The following is a 13,127-nucleotide window of genomic DNA, read 5'->3' as shown; positions in this document are numbered from 1 at the left end:
GAACGTGTAAATGTCGTGAGCAAATGGGACTATTTTTGCGATTACGGGTCAACGAGTGCGACGTAGGATGGGTCTTTAATTCAAGTAGGTCGCATGATCTGAGAGGGATATTGAGGCAAGAATGGAGCGCGCCATGCGCTCCACCCAGTAGCGTATGAAAGCGGCCTAGCCCCGCTGCCACAACGCGTAATACACCTGACCAGCCTTTTTCTCGCGGTGCAATCGCCAGCTTCCCGGCAAGCCGGTGGTCGATGGCGGGGTTTCGCTTTCGGTGTAGATCCAGGCGGTGTCGGCCAGCCAGCCGTGGCTTTCCAGCAGGTTGCAGGCTGAAGCCAGCAGGCCTTGATGGAAGGGCGGGTCGAGGAACACCACGTCAAAGGGCGATGCCGTGGCGGTTTCCAGATGGCGCAGGGCGTCGGTCTGGGAGACCTGGCCGTTGGTGCAGTTCAGTGCGTTGAGGTTCTGGCGCAGGCTGGCGATGGCCGCCGCGTTGCTGTCCAGCGCCAGGCCCATGCTGGCGCCACGGGACAGGGCTTCGAAATACAGTGCGCCGCTGCCAGTGAAAACGTCCAGCACCCTGGCACCAGCGATGTAGGGTGCCAGCCAATTGAACAGGGTTTCGCGCACCCGATCAGGCGTCGGGCGCAGGCCGGGGGCGTCGGGGAAGGTCAGGCGACGGCTGCCCCATTCTCCGCCGATGATACGAAGCTGACCCAGGCCGTTGTGGCCCTTCGGACGTGGATTGGCCATCAGTGTTCCGGGACCCCTACAGGTTGGCGGGTGGGTTTGTCGGTCGGCGCTGGCAATGGCTTTTGCTCCACGGTCGGGCCAACGGTAACAATGACCATCTTGTCGGCGCTCAGGTGCTTGCTCATCGCAGCTTTCACCTGTTCGACGGTCACGCTCTGGGCGGCGGCCATGTAGTCCTCAAGGTAGGTCAGCGGCAGGTTGTAGAAGCCGATTGCACCTAGCTGACCCACGATGGCCGAATTGCTGGCTGCGGTAAGCGGGAAGCTGCCGGTCAGTTCGCGCTTCACATCGTCGACTTCTTTCTGGGTCGGGCCGTTGGCGAGGAAGTCGCGAACGATGTCCTGCACCAGCTTGAGGGTGTTTTCGCTCATTTCCGCACGCGTTTGCAGGCCGATCATGAACGGTCCGGCAACCTGCATGGCGGTGAAGCCAGATGACACGCCGTAGGTCAGGCCGCGTTTTTCCCGCACTTCGGTCATCAGTCGGCTGCCGAAGCCGCCACCACCCAATACCGAGTTACCCACGGTCAGCGCCGCGTAGTCCGGGTCGTTACGGTCGATGCCCAGTTGCGCGAGCATCAGGTGGGTCTGGTTGGACGCGAATTCGATATGCGTGGTGCCTGCCTTCGGCTCAACCGGATCAGCGACCTTCGCCAGTGCCGGGCCTTTGGGCAGCGAGGCGGAAACCTGCGCCGCGACGGCTTGCGCTTCGTCCCGCGACAGATCGCCTACCAAAGCAATCACCGCATTGCCTGCCGCATAACCTTTGGCGTGGAAAGCCTTGAGCTGAGCCAGGGTAATGGCATCGATGCTTTTTGCGTCGCCTTCGCTCGGGTGAGCGTAGGGATGGTCGCCGTAGAGACGGTTGAACAGTTCCTTGCTGGCGATAGCGCCGGGGTTCTGTTTCTGATTCTCGAAACTGGCGATCAACTGGTTTTTGATACGGGCCAGAGAGTCGGCAGGGAAGGTGGGCTTGCCCACGACTTCGCTGAACAGCTTCAGGGCCGGGTCGCGCTTGTCGGCAGCACTCAGGCTGCGCAAGGACGTGACCGCCATGTCACGGTAGGAACCGTTGCTGAAATCCGCTCCCAGGCCTTCGAAGCCCTGAGCGATGGCGTTGACGTCCTTGCCTTTGACGCCCTCATTGAGCATGGCGTTGGTCAACAGGGCAATGCCGGGCGATTTCTGGTCCTGGCTGCTGCCTGCGGCGAATGTCAGGCGCATGTCGAACATCGGCAATTCGCGCGATTCCACGAACAGCACCCTGGCACCCTCGGCGGTATTCCAGGTCTGGATGTTCAGGGCGCGACGGGCCGGTGCCTTGCCGTCCAGCTCCTTGAGGGTTTGCAGGTTACTGCCCAGTGCCGGAGCAGCCTGGCCCTGCTCGGCAGGGGCGGCGTTGTCGGCCACGGCTGGCAGTGCGACAAAGGTGCCGAGCGAACCGGCCAGGATCAGGCCAAGCAGCGCATGACGTGGAGCGTTGCGCGTGATCATTTGGCTTTCTCCTCAGGCAGAACGTGCGCAACGCTGAGGCGCTCACGGGTGAAATAGGTGTTGGCTGCTTTCTGGATGTCCTGCGGGGTCACGCTCTGCAGGGCTTCCAGCTCATTGTCCATCAGCTTCCAGGACAGGCCGACGGTTTCAAGCTCGCCGATCATGGTCGCCTGGCTGGTAATCGAGTCGCGCTCGTAGACCACACCGGCAATGACCTGAGCCCGAACGCGCTCCAGTTCTTCGGCGGACGGTGCCTTGGTTTTCAGCTCGTCGAGCAGACGCCAGATGCCGGCTTCCACATCGGCCAGGGTCTTTTTCTTTTGCAGGTTGGGTGTGGCGCTGATCATGAACAGGCTGTCGCCGCGAGCAAATGCGTCGTAGCGCGACGATGCGCCGGAGACCAGTTCTTCGCCACGTTCCAGGCGTGAGGAAATGCGTGCGCTGTAACCACCGTCGAGCAGTGCCGCAATCAGGCGCAGGGCATTCGCCGAACGTGGGTCTTCAGCGGTCGCAACGCTTGGCACGTTGAAGCCGTAAATCAGGCTCGGCAACTGGGTTTTGACGTGCAGAGTGATCTTGCGCTCGCCCGGCTCGGCCAGTTCCAGCGGTTTTTTCGAGGGCGGCACGTCGCGGCGCGGGATCGGGCCGAAGAAACGCTCTGCCAGGGCTTTGACCTCGTCCGGTTGCACATCGCCAACCACCACCAGCGTGGCGTTGTTCGGTGCGTACCAGGATTCGTACCAGTGGCGCAGCTCTTCAACCTTCATGCGCTCCAGATCCGCCATCCAGCCAATGGTCGGCGTGTGGTAGCCGCTGGCAGGGTAGGCCATCGCCTTGAAACGTTCGAATGCCTTGCCCATCGGCTTGTCATCGGTGCGCAGGCGACGCTCTTCCTTGATGACTTCGATCTCGCGGCTGAACTCATCGGCGGGCAATTTCAGGGTTGCCATGCGATCGGCTTCCAGTTCCAGGGCGACGCTCAGACGATCGCGGGCCAGGACCTGATAGTAGGCGGTATAGTCATCGCTGGTGAACGCATTCTCTTCAGCGCCCAGATCGCGCAGAATCAGTGAAGACTCACCCGGCCCGGTCTTGCTGCTGCCCTTGAACATCATGTGTTCAAGGGCATGGGACAGGCCGGTCTGGCCGGGTGTTTCGTAGCTGGAGCCGACCTTGTACCAGATTTGGGAAACCACCACCGGAGCGCGGTGATCTTCGCGGACGACAACCTTCAGGCCATTGTCCAGGGTAAATTCATGGGTCGGTTGCGAATCAGCAGCCAATGCTGTCAAAGGCAGACAAATAGTGCTGAGCAGCAGGCCTGCGGCGCGGCGGGCTAGAGCATTCATTCGTAGTTTGAACCTGTAGGACGGCCCGCGTGAACTTAGCGTCGGCGGGCGCGGGGGTGTTAGGATACTGATCCGTTTGCTTCAGAGACAGCCTTCACTGGCCGATTGCGAGTGAAACCTGTCTGAAACGCAGGTAAAGGTAGCGCTTCACGCGGCCGTTGAGTGAACAAGAAGTCCTAAACGCAGTCTGTTTTGCATGTCAGAATTTTTCCGGGTCGCCCTCTGGCGCCCCGCAACCTTGAGATAGCCGTCCTCCATGTTTGGTTCCAACGACGACAAGAAGACCCCAGCCGAGGCTGGAGAGAAGAAAGGCCTGTTCGGATGGCTGCGCAAGAAACCGCAGCAAGCCGAGCCAGCGCCACAAGAATCATCCCCGACGCAACCCGATCCGGTCCACGACCCGGTTGTGACCACGCCGCAGGTTGAGCCTCCTGTTGCCTCGCAATCTGTACCCGAGAGCATCGTCGAACCGGTTGCGCATTCGCAGCAAGGCCACGTCGAGCCGGGTGCGCCGTCGCCTCAGCCGTGGCTGACCTTGCCGGTAACCGAAGAGCCAGTGGCACTGAGTGACGAGCGCGAGCCGCACATCACCCCGCCAATCCCGGAGCAAAGTCAGGCTCAGGCCGTGCCCGAGCCGGTCGCGGCGGAACCTGTGGCCGATATCGTGCCGCTGAGTGTTCCCGAGCCGCTGCTGGTTCAGCCTGTTCCAGAACCAGAACCAGAACCCGTCGTCGCGCAGGCTGTGCCACAACCGGTAGCGCCTGTTCCGCAAGTGGTTCCTGCTCTGGCCTCTGCTCCGGTACAAGAGCCCGAAACCGGCAAGGTCGGCTTTTTTGCTCGTCTGAAGCAGGGGCTGTCGAAAACCAGCGCCAGCATCGGCGAAGGCATGGCCAGCCTGTTTCTGGGCAAGAAGGCCATCGATGATGATCTGCTGGAAGAAATCGAAACCCGTCTGCTGACCGCCGATGTCGGCGTTGAAGCCACCTCAGTCATCATCAAGAGCCTGACCCAGAAAGTCGCGCGCAAGCAGTTGACCGACGCCCAGGCGTTGTACACCTCGTTGCAGGGTGAACTGGCCGCGATGCTCAAGCCTGTCGAGCAACCGCTGGTGATCAAGGTCGAGCACAAGCCGTTCGTGATTCTGGTGGTCGGCGTCAATGGCGCGGGCAAGACCACGACCATCGGCAAGCTGGCCAAGAAGCTGCAACTGGAAGGCAAGAAAGTCATGCTGGCAGCGGGCGACACCTTCCGCGCTGCGGCCGTCGAGCAGTTGCAGGTCTGGGGTGAGCGCAATCACATTCCGGTGATCGCCCAGCACACCGGTGCCGATTCCGCCTCGGTGATTTTCGATGCCGTGCAGGCCGCCAAGGCCCGTGGCGTTGATGTGTTGATCGCCGACACCGCAGGTCGCCTGCACACCAAGGACAACCTGATGGAGGAGTTGAAGAAGGTTCGCCGCGTGATCGGCAAGCTGGACGCAGATGCTCCTCACGAAGTCCTGCTGGTCCTCGATGCAGGCACCGGGCAGAACGCTATCAATCAGGCCAAGCAATTCAACCAGACGGTTACGTTGACCGGGCTGGCGCTGACCAAGCTGGATGGCACAGCCAAAGGCGGCGTGATTTTCGCCCTGGCCAAGCAGTTCGGCTTGCCGATTCGCTATATCGGCGTCGGTGAAGGTATCGATGACTTGCGTACCTTCGAGGCCGAACCCTTTGTTCAGGCACTGTTTGCGGAGCGGGAGCGTCCATGATTCGATTCGAGCAGGTCGGTAAGCGCTACCCGAATGGACATGTCGGGTTGCATGAACTGAGCTTTCGAGTACGTCGCGGCGAGTTTTTGTTCGTCACTGGTCATTCCGGTGCCGGCAAAAGCACGCTGTTACGCCTGTTGCTGGCCATGGAGCGTCCGACCACCGGCAAACTGATGCTGGCCGGCCAGGACCTTGGGCAAATCAGCAACGCACAAATCCCGTTTCTGCGTCGTCAGATCGGCGTGGTATTCCAGAATCACCAGTTGCTGTTCGATCGCACGGTGTTCAATAACATTGCGTTGCCCTTGCAGATCCTTGGTCTGTCCAAGCCCGAGATTGCCAAACGGGTCGATTCGGCCCTTGAGCGTGTGGCGCTATCCGATAAGGCCGAGCTGTACCCCGGCGACCTGTCCACCGGTCAGCAACAGCGTGTCGGGATTGCCCGCGCCATTGTCCATCGCCCGGCCTTGCTGCTGGCCGATGAACCTACCGGTAACCTCGACCCACGTCTGGCGGCGGAAATCATGGGCGTGTTTGAAGATATCAACCGACTGGGGACCAGCGTGCTGATTGCCAGTCACGACCTTGCATTGATTGCCCGCATGCGCCATCGCATGCTGACCCTGCAACGCGGGCGTCTGATCGGTGACGGGGAGGCCGGAGTATGAGTGCTACACGCAGCCCCAAGGTTTCCGAACGCGTTGCGCCCAAGGCCGCCGATCCAGTGCCGCCGAAAAAGAAAAAGCAGCGTCACGACCATGATGATGACGGCCCGGATTTCAGTGCGTTGTTGTCGGCGTGGCTGGAAAGCCATCGCTCCAGTCTGCTGGACAGCCTGCGACGTCTGGGAAAACAACCGATTGGCAGTTTCTTTACCTGTCTGGTGATGGCGATTGCCTTGAGCTTGCCGATGGGCCTGTCATTGCTACTGAGCAATGTCGAGCGTCTGGGTGGTTCGTGGCAGCGCGCTGCGCAGATTTCGATCTACCTGAAGCTGGATGCCAGCACCGCTGATGGCACTCGCCTGCGTGATGAAATCAAGTCGATGCCCGGCGTGGCAGATGCCGAGTACATAAGCAGCGAACAGGCATTGGGTGAGTTCAAGCAGCAGTCCGGTCTTGGCGAGGCGCTCAAGGAATTGCCAGAGAACCCGCTTCCGGGTGTGGTGCTGGTAACGCCGGATGAAGTGGACAAACCTGCGCTGGAAGCCTTGCGCACGCGCTTGGCAGAACTGCCTAAAGTCGAGCAGGCGCAGCTGGACCTGGTCTGGGTCGAAAGGCTGGCCGCGATCCTCAAACTGGGGGACCGCTTCGTTTTCGGCTTGACGGTTTTGCTTGTCTCAGCTTTGCTGTTAGTAATTGGTAACACAATTCGTCTACATATTGAAAACCGCCGTATCGAAATCGAAGTCATCAAGCTGGTGGGCGGTACTGACAGCTACGTGCGCAGACCCTTCCTTTATATGGGCGCGCTGTACGGTTTCGGGGCAGGTATCCTGTCCTGGGGCGTTCTGGCTTATGGCCTGAACTGGCTGAACGGTGCGGTCGTCGGGCTGGCAGGTCTCTATGGAAGCGACTTTGCGCTGGCAGGTGTTCCGATGGGTGATGGTCTTTCGCTCTTGCTTGGAGCGGTTCTGTTAGGGTATATCGGTGCCTGGATTGCGGTCGCTCGTCACTTGCGTGAACTGGCGCCCCGTTAGAGGCAAATTTTTCGTTCACCAGACTGGCTTCTGAAAATCAAGGAACTTGGTTAGCGGTTCCGGGTCAATCTGGCTATTGCTGAACTGCACATAACCTGTGCGCTGGAGGTTTTTTCGTATGACCACTTCTTTGCAACCTGCTTATGCTTTAGTCCCGGGTGCGAACCTTGAGGCCTATGTGCACACGGTCAACAGCATTCCCTTGCTGACGCCCGAGCAGGAGCGTGAACTGGCTGAGAGTCTCTACTATGAGCAGGATCTGGACGCGGCCCGACAAATGGTCCTCGCCCACCTGCGCTTCGTCGTGCACATCGCGCGCAGTTATTCGGGTTACGGTCTGGCTCAGGCTGACCTGATTCAGGAAGGTAACGTCGGTCTGATGAAGGCCGTGAAGCGCTTCAACCCTGAAATGGGCGTGCGTCTGGTGTCCTTTGCCGTGCACTGGATCAAGGCCGAAATTCACGAGTTCATCCTGCGTAACTGGCGCATCGTCAAGGTCGCCACCACCAAGGCGCAGCGCAAGCTGTTCTTCAATCTGCGCAGCCAGAAGAAGCGTCTGGCCTGGCTGAACAACGACGAGGTGCATCGCGTCGCGGAAAGCCTGGGTGTCGAGCCGCGTGAAGTGCGTGAGATGGAAAGCCGACTGACCGGCCATGACATGGCCTTTGACCCGGCAGCCGAAGCGGATGACGACAGTGCGTTCCAGTCGCCAGCCAACTATCTGGAAGACCACCGCTACGACCCGGCGCGTCAACTGGAAGATTCCGACTGGACCGACAACTCCACCGCCAACCTGCATCAGGCGCTGGACGTGCTGGACGAACGCAGCCGCGACATCCTCTACCAGCGCTGGCTGGCAGAAGAAAAAGCCACGCTGCACGACCTGGCGCAGAAGTACAACGTCTCCGCCGAGCGTATTCGTCAGCTGGAAAAAAGCGCGATGAACAAGCTCAAGACGTCGATAGCTGCGTAAGGCTACCCGGCAACGAAAAACGCCCCGAGATGATCGGGGCGTTTTTGTTAGTGGGATTGGCTATCGTGCCCATGCTCTGCGTCGGCATGCCGTTCTGGACGCTCTGCGTCCTCTGCTCCGAACTAGCGCCAGCCCATCACCAGCGACGACTGCTGTTCAACCCCAGCAAATACTCATCCCCACCCAATTGACGCATTTGCTGACGAATCCAGCCAGCGCGGCGTGAGACGTAGCTGCTCGGGTGGCTGGCGCTCCATTCGCGCGGGTTGGGGAGGACGGCGGCGAGGTAGCTGGCCTGTTGTACGGAAAGCGCGCTGGCGTTGGTGCGGAAGTGGTGTTGCGCTGCGGCCTGCGCGCCGAATACGCCTTCGTCCCATTCGACGCTGTTCAGGTACACCTCAAGGATGCGCTCCTTGGACCACAGCAGCTCGATGAGCATAGTGAACCACGCCTCCAGCCCTTTGCGCAGGTAGCTGCGACCGGACCACAGGAACAGGTTTTTCGACACCTGCTGGCTAAGCGTACTGGCGCCACGGATCGAGCCGCCGCGCTCGTTATGCAGGATGGCCGCTTGAATGGCGTCGACGTCGAAACCCCAATGCTCGGCGAATTTCTGATCCTCGCCGGCAATGACCGCAATTTTAAGGTTGTCGGAGATCCTGTCCCACGGTTCCCAGTCGCGTTGCAGGTCGATAGGCTCGCCGTCGACCCAGGATTCGACCTTGCGCTCGACCATCAGCGCGGTGCCTGGTGGCGGCACCCAGCGCAGAACCAGAACCACGAGAACACTGCCTGCGGCGAACCATAGCAGGGCTTTGACGATGCGACGAAGAATAGACTGCAGCATAGAGATGGCTTGGCCGAACCCGTTGAGCGGGCCATTATACAGACCGTGCGCCTTTCGACGATTTTTCACTGGAGTTCCTGATGCTTCGTAGCTTTTTGATGCTTGCTGCCTTCTTCGGCTTCACGGGTGTGGCGTTGGGCGCATTTGCCGCCCACGGCCTCAAGGAGCGCCTGAGTGCCGAGTACCTGGCGGTGTTCCATACGGGTGTGCTTTACCAACTGATCCACGCGCTGGCCTTGCTCGGTGTGGCGATACTGGCGACGCACATCCCCGGGCGCCTCGTCACCTGGGCCGGGTTCTCGTTCGCTATCGGCATACTGTTGTTCTCCGGCAGCCTGTACGCGCTGACCCTGACCGGTTTCAGCAAGCTGGGCATCATCACCCCGTTCGGTGGTCTGGCATTTCTGTTCGGCTGGTCGATGCTGGGGCTGGCGGCCTGGAGGCTGGGGTCGCCTCCGTGAGCATCTGCTCCCCTGGAAGCCGGCCGCGCTTGAGACGAATGGCGTGGCTTTGCCTTGGTCATACCGGCTGATCGGGCTAGAATGCTGGCCCCCCAAAAATGATGGCTGCTCTCGCATGCACATTCAGTTGAACGGTGAACCCTTTGAATTGCCCGATGGCGAAACCGTCGCGGCATTACTGACCCGCCTGGACCTTGCCGGACGCCGGGTTGCGGTGGAACTGAACCTGGATATCGTGCCGCGCAGTCAGCATGTGATGACCGTCCTGCGCGAAGGCGATCAGGTCGAAGTGGTTCATGCCATTGGCGGTGGCTAGTTCGCAACCCGCACCTGGCCCAACCCCCATCTGCACGTTATGAGGATTTCCGATGAGCAATGTTCGCAGCGACAAGCCCTTCGTCCTGGCCGGTCGGACTTTCGAGTCGCGTCTTTTGGTCGGCACCGGCAAGTACATTGATATGGAACAGACCCGTCTGGCCATCGAAGCCTCGGGTGCCGAGATCGTGACCGTTGCCGTGCGTCGCACCAACCTCGGCCAGAACCCCGGCGAGCCGAACCTGCTGGACGTGCTGCCGCCTGATCGCTACACCATCTTGCCGAACACCGCTGGCTGCTTCGATGCGACCGAGGCCGTGCGCACCTGCCGCCTGTCCCGCGAACTGCTCGACGGTCGCAATCTGGTCAAGCTCGAAGTGCTGGCCGACCAGAAAACCCTGTTTCCGAATGTGATCGAAACCCTCAAGGCCGCCGAGATACTGGTCAAGGACGGTTTCGATGTGATGGTCTACACCAGCGATGACCCGATCATCGCCCGCCAGCTGGCCGAAATCGGCTGCATCGCGATCATGCCGCTGGCAGGGCTGATCGGCAGTGGTCTGGGGATCTGCAACCCATACAACCTGCAGATCATTCTTGAAGAAACCAGGGTCCCGGTATTGGTCGATGCCGGTGTCGGCACTGCCTCCGACGCCACCATCGCAATGGAGCTGGGCTGTGAAGCCGTATTGATGAACTCGGCCATCGCCCATGCCCAGCAGCCGGTGATGATGGCCGAAGCCATGAAGCACGCTGTAATTGCCGGTCGTTTGGCGTACCTCGCCGGCCGCATGCCACGAAAACTCTATGCCAGCGCGTCTTCGCCGCTGGATGGCCTGATCAAGTAAGAGCCCGTTGATGACTGATTCGCACGTTCCGCACCCAGAGTCGCCTGCTGTCGAAGAAGGCGAAGAGCGCCCGCACCGCCGCATCAAGAGTTTCGTGATGCGTGCCGGTCGCATGACCGAAGGTCAGCAGCGCGGCCTTGATCAAGGTCTCCCTTTGTACGGCCTGTCGCTGACCGATGCGCCGGTGGATTTCGATCAGGTGTTCGGTCGCGCCGCGCCGCGCACGCTGGAAATCGGCTTCGGCATGGGCCACTCGTTGCTGGAAATGGCGGCAGCGGCTCCCGAGCACGATTTCATCGGTGTCGAGGTGCATTCCCCAGGCGTAGGCGCGCTGCTCAACGGTGTGCTGACCCAAGGGCTGACCAATGTGCGCGTCTACGATTGCGACGCCATTGAAGTGCTGAACCGCTGCGTCGCCGATAACAGCCTTGATCGCCTGATGCTGTTCTTCCCGGATCCGTGGCACAAGAGCCGTCACCACAAGCGCCGCATCGTGCAGCCTGAATTCGCCGCACTGGTGCGCAGCAAGCTGAAGGCAGGCGGCGTGTTCCACATGGCCACTGATTGGGGCCCGTACGCGGAATACATGCTGGAAGTGATGAGCGTGGCGCCCGGTTATCGCAACCAGGCCGAAGACAACCAGTACGTTCCGCGCCCTGCGGAACGGCCGATCACCAAGTTCGAACGCCGTGGCGAGAAGCTTGGGCACGGCGTCTGGGATCTGAAGTTCGAAAAGCTCGACTGAGTATGCTGATCGTGCCCGGTCACCTGGGCACGATCACGCAGCATGAAGCTTGTCCGGCGGCTTACTGAATCTCGTCCGGCTTGACGATCACCCAGTTCTTGTCCGCCGTGACCGGCAGCTTCTCCTTGGCCTGAGCTTCGGCATTGTCCTTGATCATGCCGTTCAGCTGGGTCATGTACTTGTCCTTGCGGTTGATCCACAAGTGCACGCCGCCCTTGCTCACGTCGACGCTGTGAAACAGCATGTAGCCGTCGCTGGTCGGGGTATCGCCGCCGACCAGGACCGGTTTTTTCCACTGGTCGATGTAGGTCAGAATGGCCGCCTGCTTGCCCGCCATCCAGGTTGCCGGTGTCCACAGGTATGGCGTCAGCTCCAGACCCATGTTGCTTTTCGGATCGTATTTACCCGCCGTGATCTGCTTGCGTGCCGTGGTCAGCTCGCCTGTCTTGCGGTCCTTGAGCAGCGTGCTCACGCCGATCACATTCTGCGGTTTGACGTTGTAGCCGTACTTCGGATCGGCAGCGACCATACGCACCAGCTCTTCGGACGCGGCGGTCATCACATACACCTCGATGCCGTTTTCCATCAGCTTGTTGTACAGCTCGGTCTGCCCGGTGAATACCCGCGGCGGCTCGACATTGAGCTGCTTGACGGTATCGCCTTCGTAGTAGGTCGCAGGGATCGGCTTTTTCAGGGCCATCAGCTCATCGACATAGCCTTTGAGCTCCTGCAGCGTAAAGCCGGAAAACACCTGCGCGACCCACGGGTAGCAGACCATGTCGTCTATTTCGCAAAGGCGATAGTAGTAGCTGAACAGGCTTTCCTTGTGCTCGGCGGTGTCTTTGAAGGGGATCAGCTTGAGCGAGGGATCGAGTTTTTCGCGGGTGATCAGGCCTTTGTTTTCCATGTACGGCAGCAGCGACTCTTCGAGGTCGAAGCGGTAGCTGGTGTTGTCCATGTCGAAGACTGCGTAATTGCCCTTGTTGGCATTCGCCGCAATCATCGCGTCGAGCGCCTTGGCGGCAGGCTCGGGCCAATGCTTCAATTCGGTGGCTGCGATAGCCTGGCTGGCAAGCCCGAAGCAGACGGCAGCAGCCAACAGTTTTGGCACGAGTTTCATAGGCGATTTCCCCTTGTCGAAAAAACGAAGGGGCAGACCGTAACAAATTATTGTGAAGGCAAAAGTACGTCAGCGACCCGAAAAAGGCCAAAAGACGCCGTTTGCCCCTTTATTTGCGACAGTTAAACCAAAAGCGACACTTTTATTGCAGTTTTTCGTCAGCGACCTCAAATGCGCCGAAAAACGCTTATCAGACGCGTTCCCAGACTTCAAAGTTGTAAGCAGGCTTGTCATCGACAGCCGCGTTCTCGGTATCGGACACCAGCGCCCATTGCGCCGTATCGATTTCTGGAAACCACGCGTCGCCATCAGGGCTAAGCGCTACGCGAGTCAGGTACAGGCGATCCGCCTGTGCAAGGCCTTGGGCGTACAGCTGCGCGCCGCCGATCAGCATCACTTCATCGACACCCTGTTCTTGCGCCCATTGCTCGGCGCGCACGACTGCGGCGTCCAGCGAAGGGAAGACTTCCGCGCCCTCAAGCTGCAAATCAGTCTGGCGGCTGACCACCAGGTTGAGGCGACCGGGCAGCGGGCGGCCCAGCGAATCCCAGGTCTTGCGACCCATGATGATCGGCTTGCCGAGCGTCGTGGCCTTGAAGTATTTGAAATCCCCCGGCAAATGCCAGGGCATGGAATTGTCGACGCCAATCACTCGGTTTTCACCAAGGGCGGCAATCAGGCTGAGGGGGAGATGAGTTTTCATGCGCCGAGGATATCAGAGGTCGCGGGGCAGGCGAATGAACTGACATGCGCCGTGCTCAGTCCCATGACTGC

14 protein-coding genes are annotated in these 13,127 nt (G+C 60.1%); 8 read left to right on the top strand and 6 right to left on the bottom strand.

All coding sequences use genetic code 11. From position 1 onward, the window contains the following. Nucleotides 1-165: 165 nt before the first annotated feature. Genes rsmD through KP808_RS23610 form a run of 3 tightly spaced genes read right to left on the bottom strand, consistent with a single transcriptional unit; the run spans nucleotide 166 to nucleotide 3,592 of the window. Nucleotides 166-750 carry a 16S rRNA (guanine(966)-N(2))-methyltransferase RsmD gene (gene rsmD, locus KP808_RS23620; RefSeq protein ID WP_230017036.1) on the bottom strand — a complete coding sequence of 195 codons (585 nt, stop codon included), beginning with the start codon at nucleotides 748-750 and terminating at the stop codon, nucleotides 166-168. Beyond that, nucleotides 750-2,243 (bottom strand): M16 family metallopeptidase, encoded by a 1,494-nt coding sequence (locus tag KP808_RS23615; RefSeq protein ID WP_230017035.1) that lies wholly within the window; start codon nucleotides 2,241-2,243, stop codon nucleotides 750-752. The genes rsmD and KP808_RS23615 overlap by 1 nt, the downstream gene beginning before the upstream one ends. Beyond that, complete coding sequence (locus KP808_RS23610) at nucleotides 2,240-3,592, bottom strand: M16 family metallopeptidase (RefSeq protein ID WP_002555633.1); 1,353 nt, start codon at nucleotides 3,590-3,592, stop codon at nucleotides 2,240-2,242. The genes KP808_RS23615 and KP808_RS23610 overlap by 4 nt, the downstream gene beginning before the upstream one ends. 256 nt (nucleotides 3,593-3,848) lie before the next feature. Between KP808_RS23610 and ftsY the strand changes: the two genes are divergently transcribed. The 4 genes from ftsY to rpoH all read left to right on the top strand — a co-directional run bounded on the left by ftsY (nucleotide 3,849) and on the right by rpoH (nucleotide 8,017). After that, on the top strand, nucleotides 3,849-5,345 hold the full coding sequence (ftsY, locus tag KP808_RS23605; RefSeq protein WP_230017034.1) for a signal recognition particle-docking protein FtsY: 1,497 nt from the start codon (nucleotides 3,849-3,851) through the stop codon (nucleotides 5,343-5,345). After that, nucleotides 5,342-6,013 (top strand): cell division ATP-binding protein FtsE, encoded by a 672-nt coding sequence (gene ftsE, locus KP808_RS23600; protein ID WP_002555631.1) that lies wholly within the window; start codon nucleotides 5,342-5,344, stop codon nucleotides 6,011-6,013. Before ftsY ends, ftsE begins: the two co-directional genes overlap by 4 nt. Next, a complete protein-coding gene (gene ftsX / locus KP808_RS23595; RefSeq protein ID WP_122281760.1) occupies nucleotides 6,010-7,044 on the top strand; it encodes a permease-like cell division protein FtsX in 1,035 nt (344 codons plus the stop codon). The genes ftsE and ftsX overlap by 4 nt, the downstream gene beginning before the upstream one ends. Nucleotides 7,045-7,162: 118 nt before the next feature. Further along, entirely contained in the window at nucleotides 7,163-8,017 is an 855-nt protein-coding gene (gene rpoH / locus KP808_RS23590) for an RNA polymerase sigma factor RpoH (RefSeq protein ID WP_002555629.1), read from the top strand. Between the two features lie 136 nt (nucleotides 8,018-8,153). On the opposite strand, the gene mtgA is transcribed toward rpoH, so the two are convergent. Beyond that, entirely contained in the window at nucleotides 8,154-8,864 is a 711-nt protein-coding gene (gene mtgA / locus KP808_RS23585) for a monofunctional biosynthetic peptidoglycan transglycosylase (protein WP_230017033.1), read from the bottom strand. Between the two features lie 80 nt (nucleotides 8,865-8,944). Between mtgA and KP808_RS23580 the strand changes: the two genes are divergently transcribed. The 4 genes from KP808_RS23580 (at nucleotide 8,945) to trmB (ending at nucleotide 11,233) form a co-directional block, all read left to right on the top strand. After that, nucleotides 8,945-9,325, top strand: a complete 381-nt coding sequence (locus KP808_RS23580) for a DUF423 domain-containing protein (RefSeq protein ID WP_230017032.1) — start codon at nucleotides 8,945-8,947, stop codon at nucleotides 9,323-9,325. 115 nt (nucleotides 9,326-9,440) lie between these two features. Continuing rightward, nucleotides 9,441-9,641 (top strand): sulfur carrier protein ThiS, encoded by a 201-nt coding sequence (gene thiS, locus KP808_RS23575; RefSeq protein WP_230017031.1) that lies wholly within the window; start codon nucleotides 9,441-9,443, stop codon nucleotides 9,639-9,641. A 52-nt stretch (nucleotides 9,642-9,693) separates the two neighbouring features. Beyond that, the gene (locus KP808_RS23570) at nucleotides 9,694-10,488 is read left to right on the top strand and encodes a thiazole synthase (protein ID WP_230017030.1); all 795 of its coding nucleotides are present in this window, start codon (nucleotides 9,694-9,696) and stop codon (nucleotides 10,486-10,488) included. A 97-nt stretch (nucleotides 10,489-10,585) separates the two neighbouring features. Beyond that, nucleotides 10,586-11,233, top strand: a complete 648-nt coding sequence (trmB, locus tag KP808_RS23565) for a tRNA (guanosine(46)-N7)-methyltransferase TrmB (RefSeq protein WP_227447952.1) — start codon at nucleotides 10,586-10,588, stop codon at nucleotides 11,231-11,233. A 61-nt stretch (nucleotides 11,234-11,294) separates the two neighbouring features. Here the strand turns inward: trmB and KP808_RS23560 are convergent, their stop codons facing one another. Both KP808_RS23560 and KP808_RS23555 read right to left on the bottom strand, forming a co-directional pair. After that, nucleotides 11,295-12,353, bottom strand: a complete 1,059-nt coding sequence (locus KP808_RS23560; protein ID WP_024661887.1) for an HAD family hydrolase — start codon at nucleotides 12,351-12,353, stop codon at nucleotides 11,295-11,297. A gap of 190 nt (nucleotides 12,354-12,543) precedes the next feature. Further along, nucleotides 12,544-13,056 carry a dihydrofolate reductase gene (locus KP808_RS23555; RefSeq protein ID WP_054071412.1) on the bottom strand — a complete coding sequence of 171 codons (513 nt, stop codon included), beginning with the start codon at nucleotides 13,054-13,056 and terminating at the stop codon, nucleotides 12,544-12,546. Between the last annotated feature and the right edge of the window lie 71 nt (nucleotides 13,057-13,127).

Origin of the sequence: Pseudomonas savastanoi (genome assembly GCF_020917325.1) — a bacterium.
GTDB classification, from domain to species: Bacteria; Pseudomonadota; Gammaproteobacteria; order Pseudomonadales; family Pseudomonadaceae; genus Aquipseudomonas; species Aquipseudomonas amygdali.
Note: the sequence above shows the minus strand (reverse complement) of the source record. Positions and strands in the feature narration are given on the sequence as shown.

What these genes read in the sequence shown, in the direction of transcription:
- ftsX (WP_122281760.1), top strand. Translation starts at nt 6,010, where the DNA reads ATGAGTGCTACACGCAGCCCCAAGGTTTCCGAACGCGTTGCGCCCAAG.
- KP808_RS23580 (WP_230017032.1), top strand. Translation starts at nt 8,945, where the DNA reads ATGCTTCGTAGCTTTTTGATGCTTGCTGCCTTCTTCGGCTTCACGGGT.
- trmB (WP_227447952.1), top strand. Translation starts at nt 10,586, where the DNA reads ATGCGTGCCGGTCGCATGACCGAAGGTCAGCAGCGCGGCCTTGATCAA.
- rsmD (WP_230017036.1), bottom strand. Translation starts at nt 750, where the DNA reads ATGGCCAATCCACGTCCGAAGGGCCACAACGGCCTGGGTCAGCTTCGT.
- ftsE (WP_002555631.1), top strand. Translation starts at nt 5,342, where the DNA reads ATGATTCGATTCGAGCAGGTCGGTAAGCGCTACCCGAATGGACATGTC.
- KP808_RS23615 (WP_230017035.1), bottom strand. Translation starts at nt 2,243, where the DNA reads ATGATCACGCGCAACGCTCCACGTCATGCGCTGCTTGGCCTGATCCTG.
- KP808_RS23610 (WP_002555633.1), bottom strand. Translation starts at nt 3,592, where the DNA reads ATGAATGCTCTAGCCCGCCGCGCCGCAGGCCTGCTGCTCAGCACTATT.
- ftsY (WP_230017034.1), top strand. Translation starts at nt 3,849, where the DNA reads ATGTTTGGTTCCAACGACGACAAGAAGACCCCAGCCGAGGCTGGAGAG.
- KP808_RS23570 (WP_230017030.1), top strand. Translation starts at nt 9,694, where the DNA reads ATGAGCAATGTTCGCAGCGACAAGCCCTTCGTCCTGGCCGGTCGGACT.
- rpoH (WP_002555629.1), top strand. Translation starts at nt 7,163, where the DNA reads ATGACCACTTCTTTGCAACCTGCTTATGCTTTAGTCCCGGGTGCGAAC.
- mtgA (WP_230017033.1), bottom strand. Translation starts at nt 8,864, where the DNA reads ATGCTGCAGTCTATTCTTCGTCGCATCGTCAAAGCCCTGCTATGGTTC.
- KP808_RS23555 (WP_054071412.1), bottom strand. Translation starts at nt 13,056, where the DNA reads ATGAAAACTCATCTCCCCCTCAGCCTGATTGCCGCCCTTGGTGAAAAC.
- KP808_RS23560 (WP_024661887.1), bottom strand. Translation starts at nt 12,353, where the DNA reads ATGAAACTCGTGCCAAAACTGTTGGCTGCTGCCGTCTGCTTCGGGCTT.
- thiS (WP_230017031.1), top strand. Translation starts at nt 9,441, where the DNA reads ATGCACATTCAGTTGAACGGTGAACCCTTTGAATTGCCCGATGGCGAA.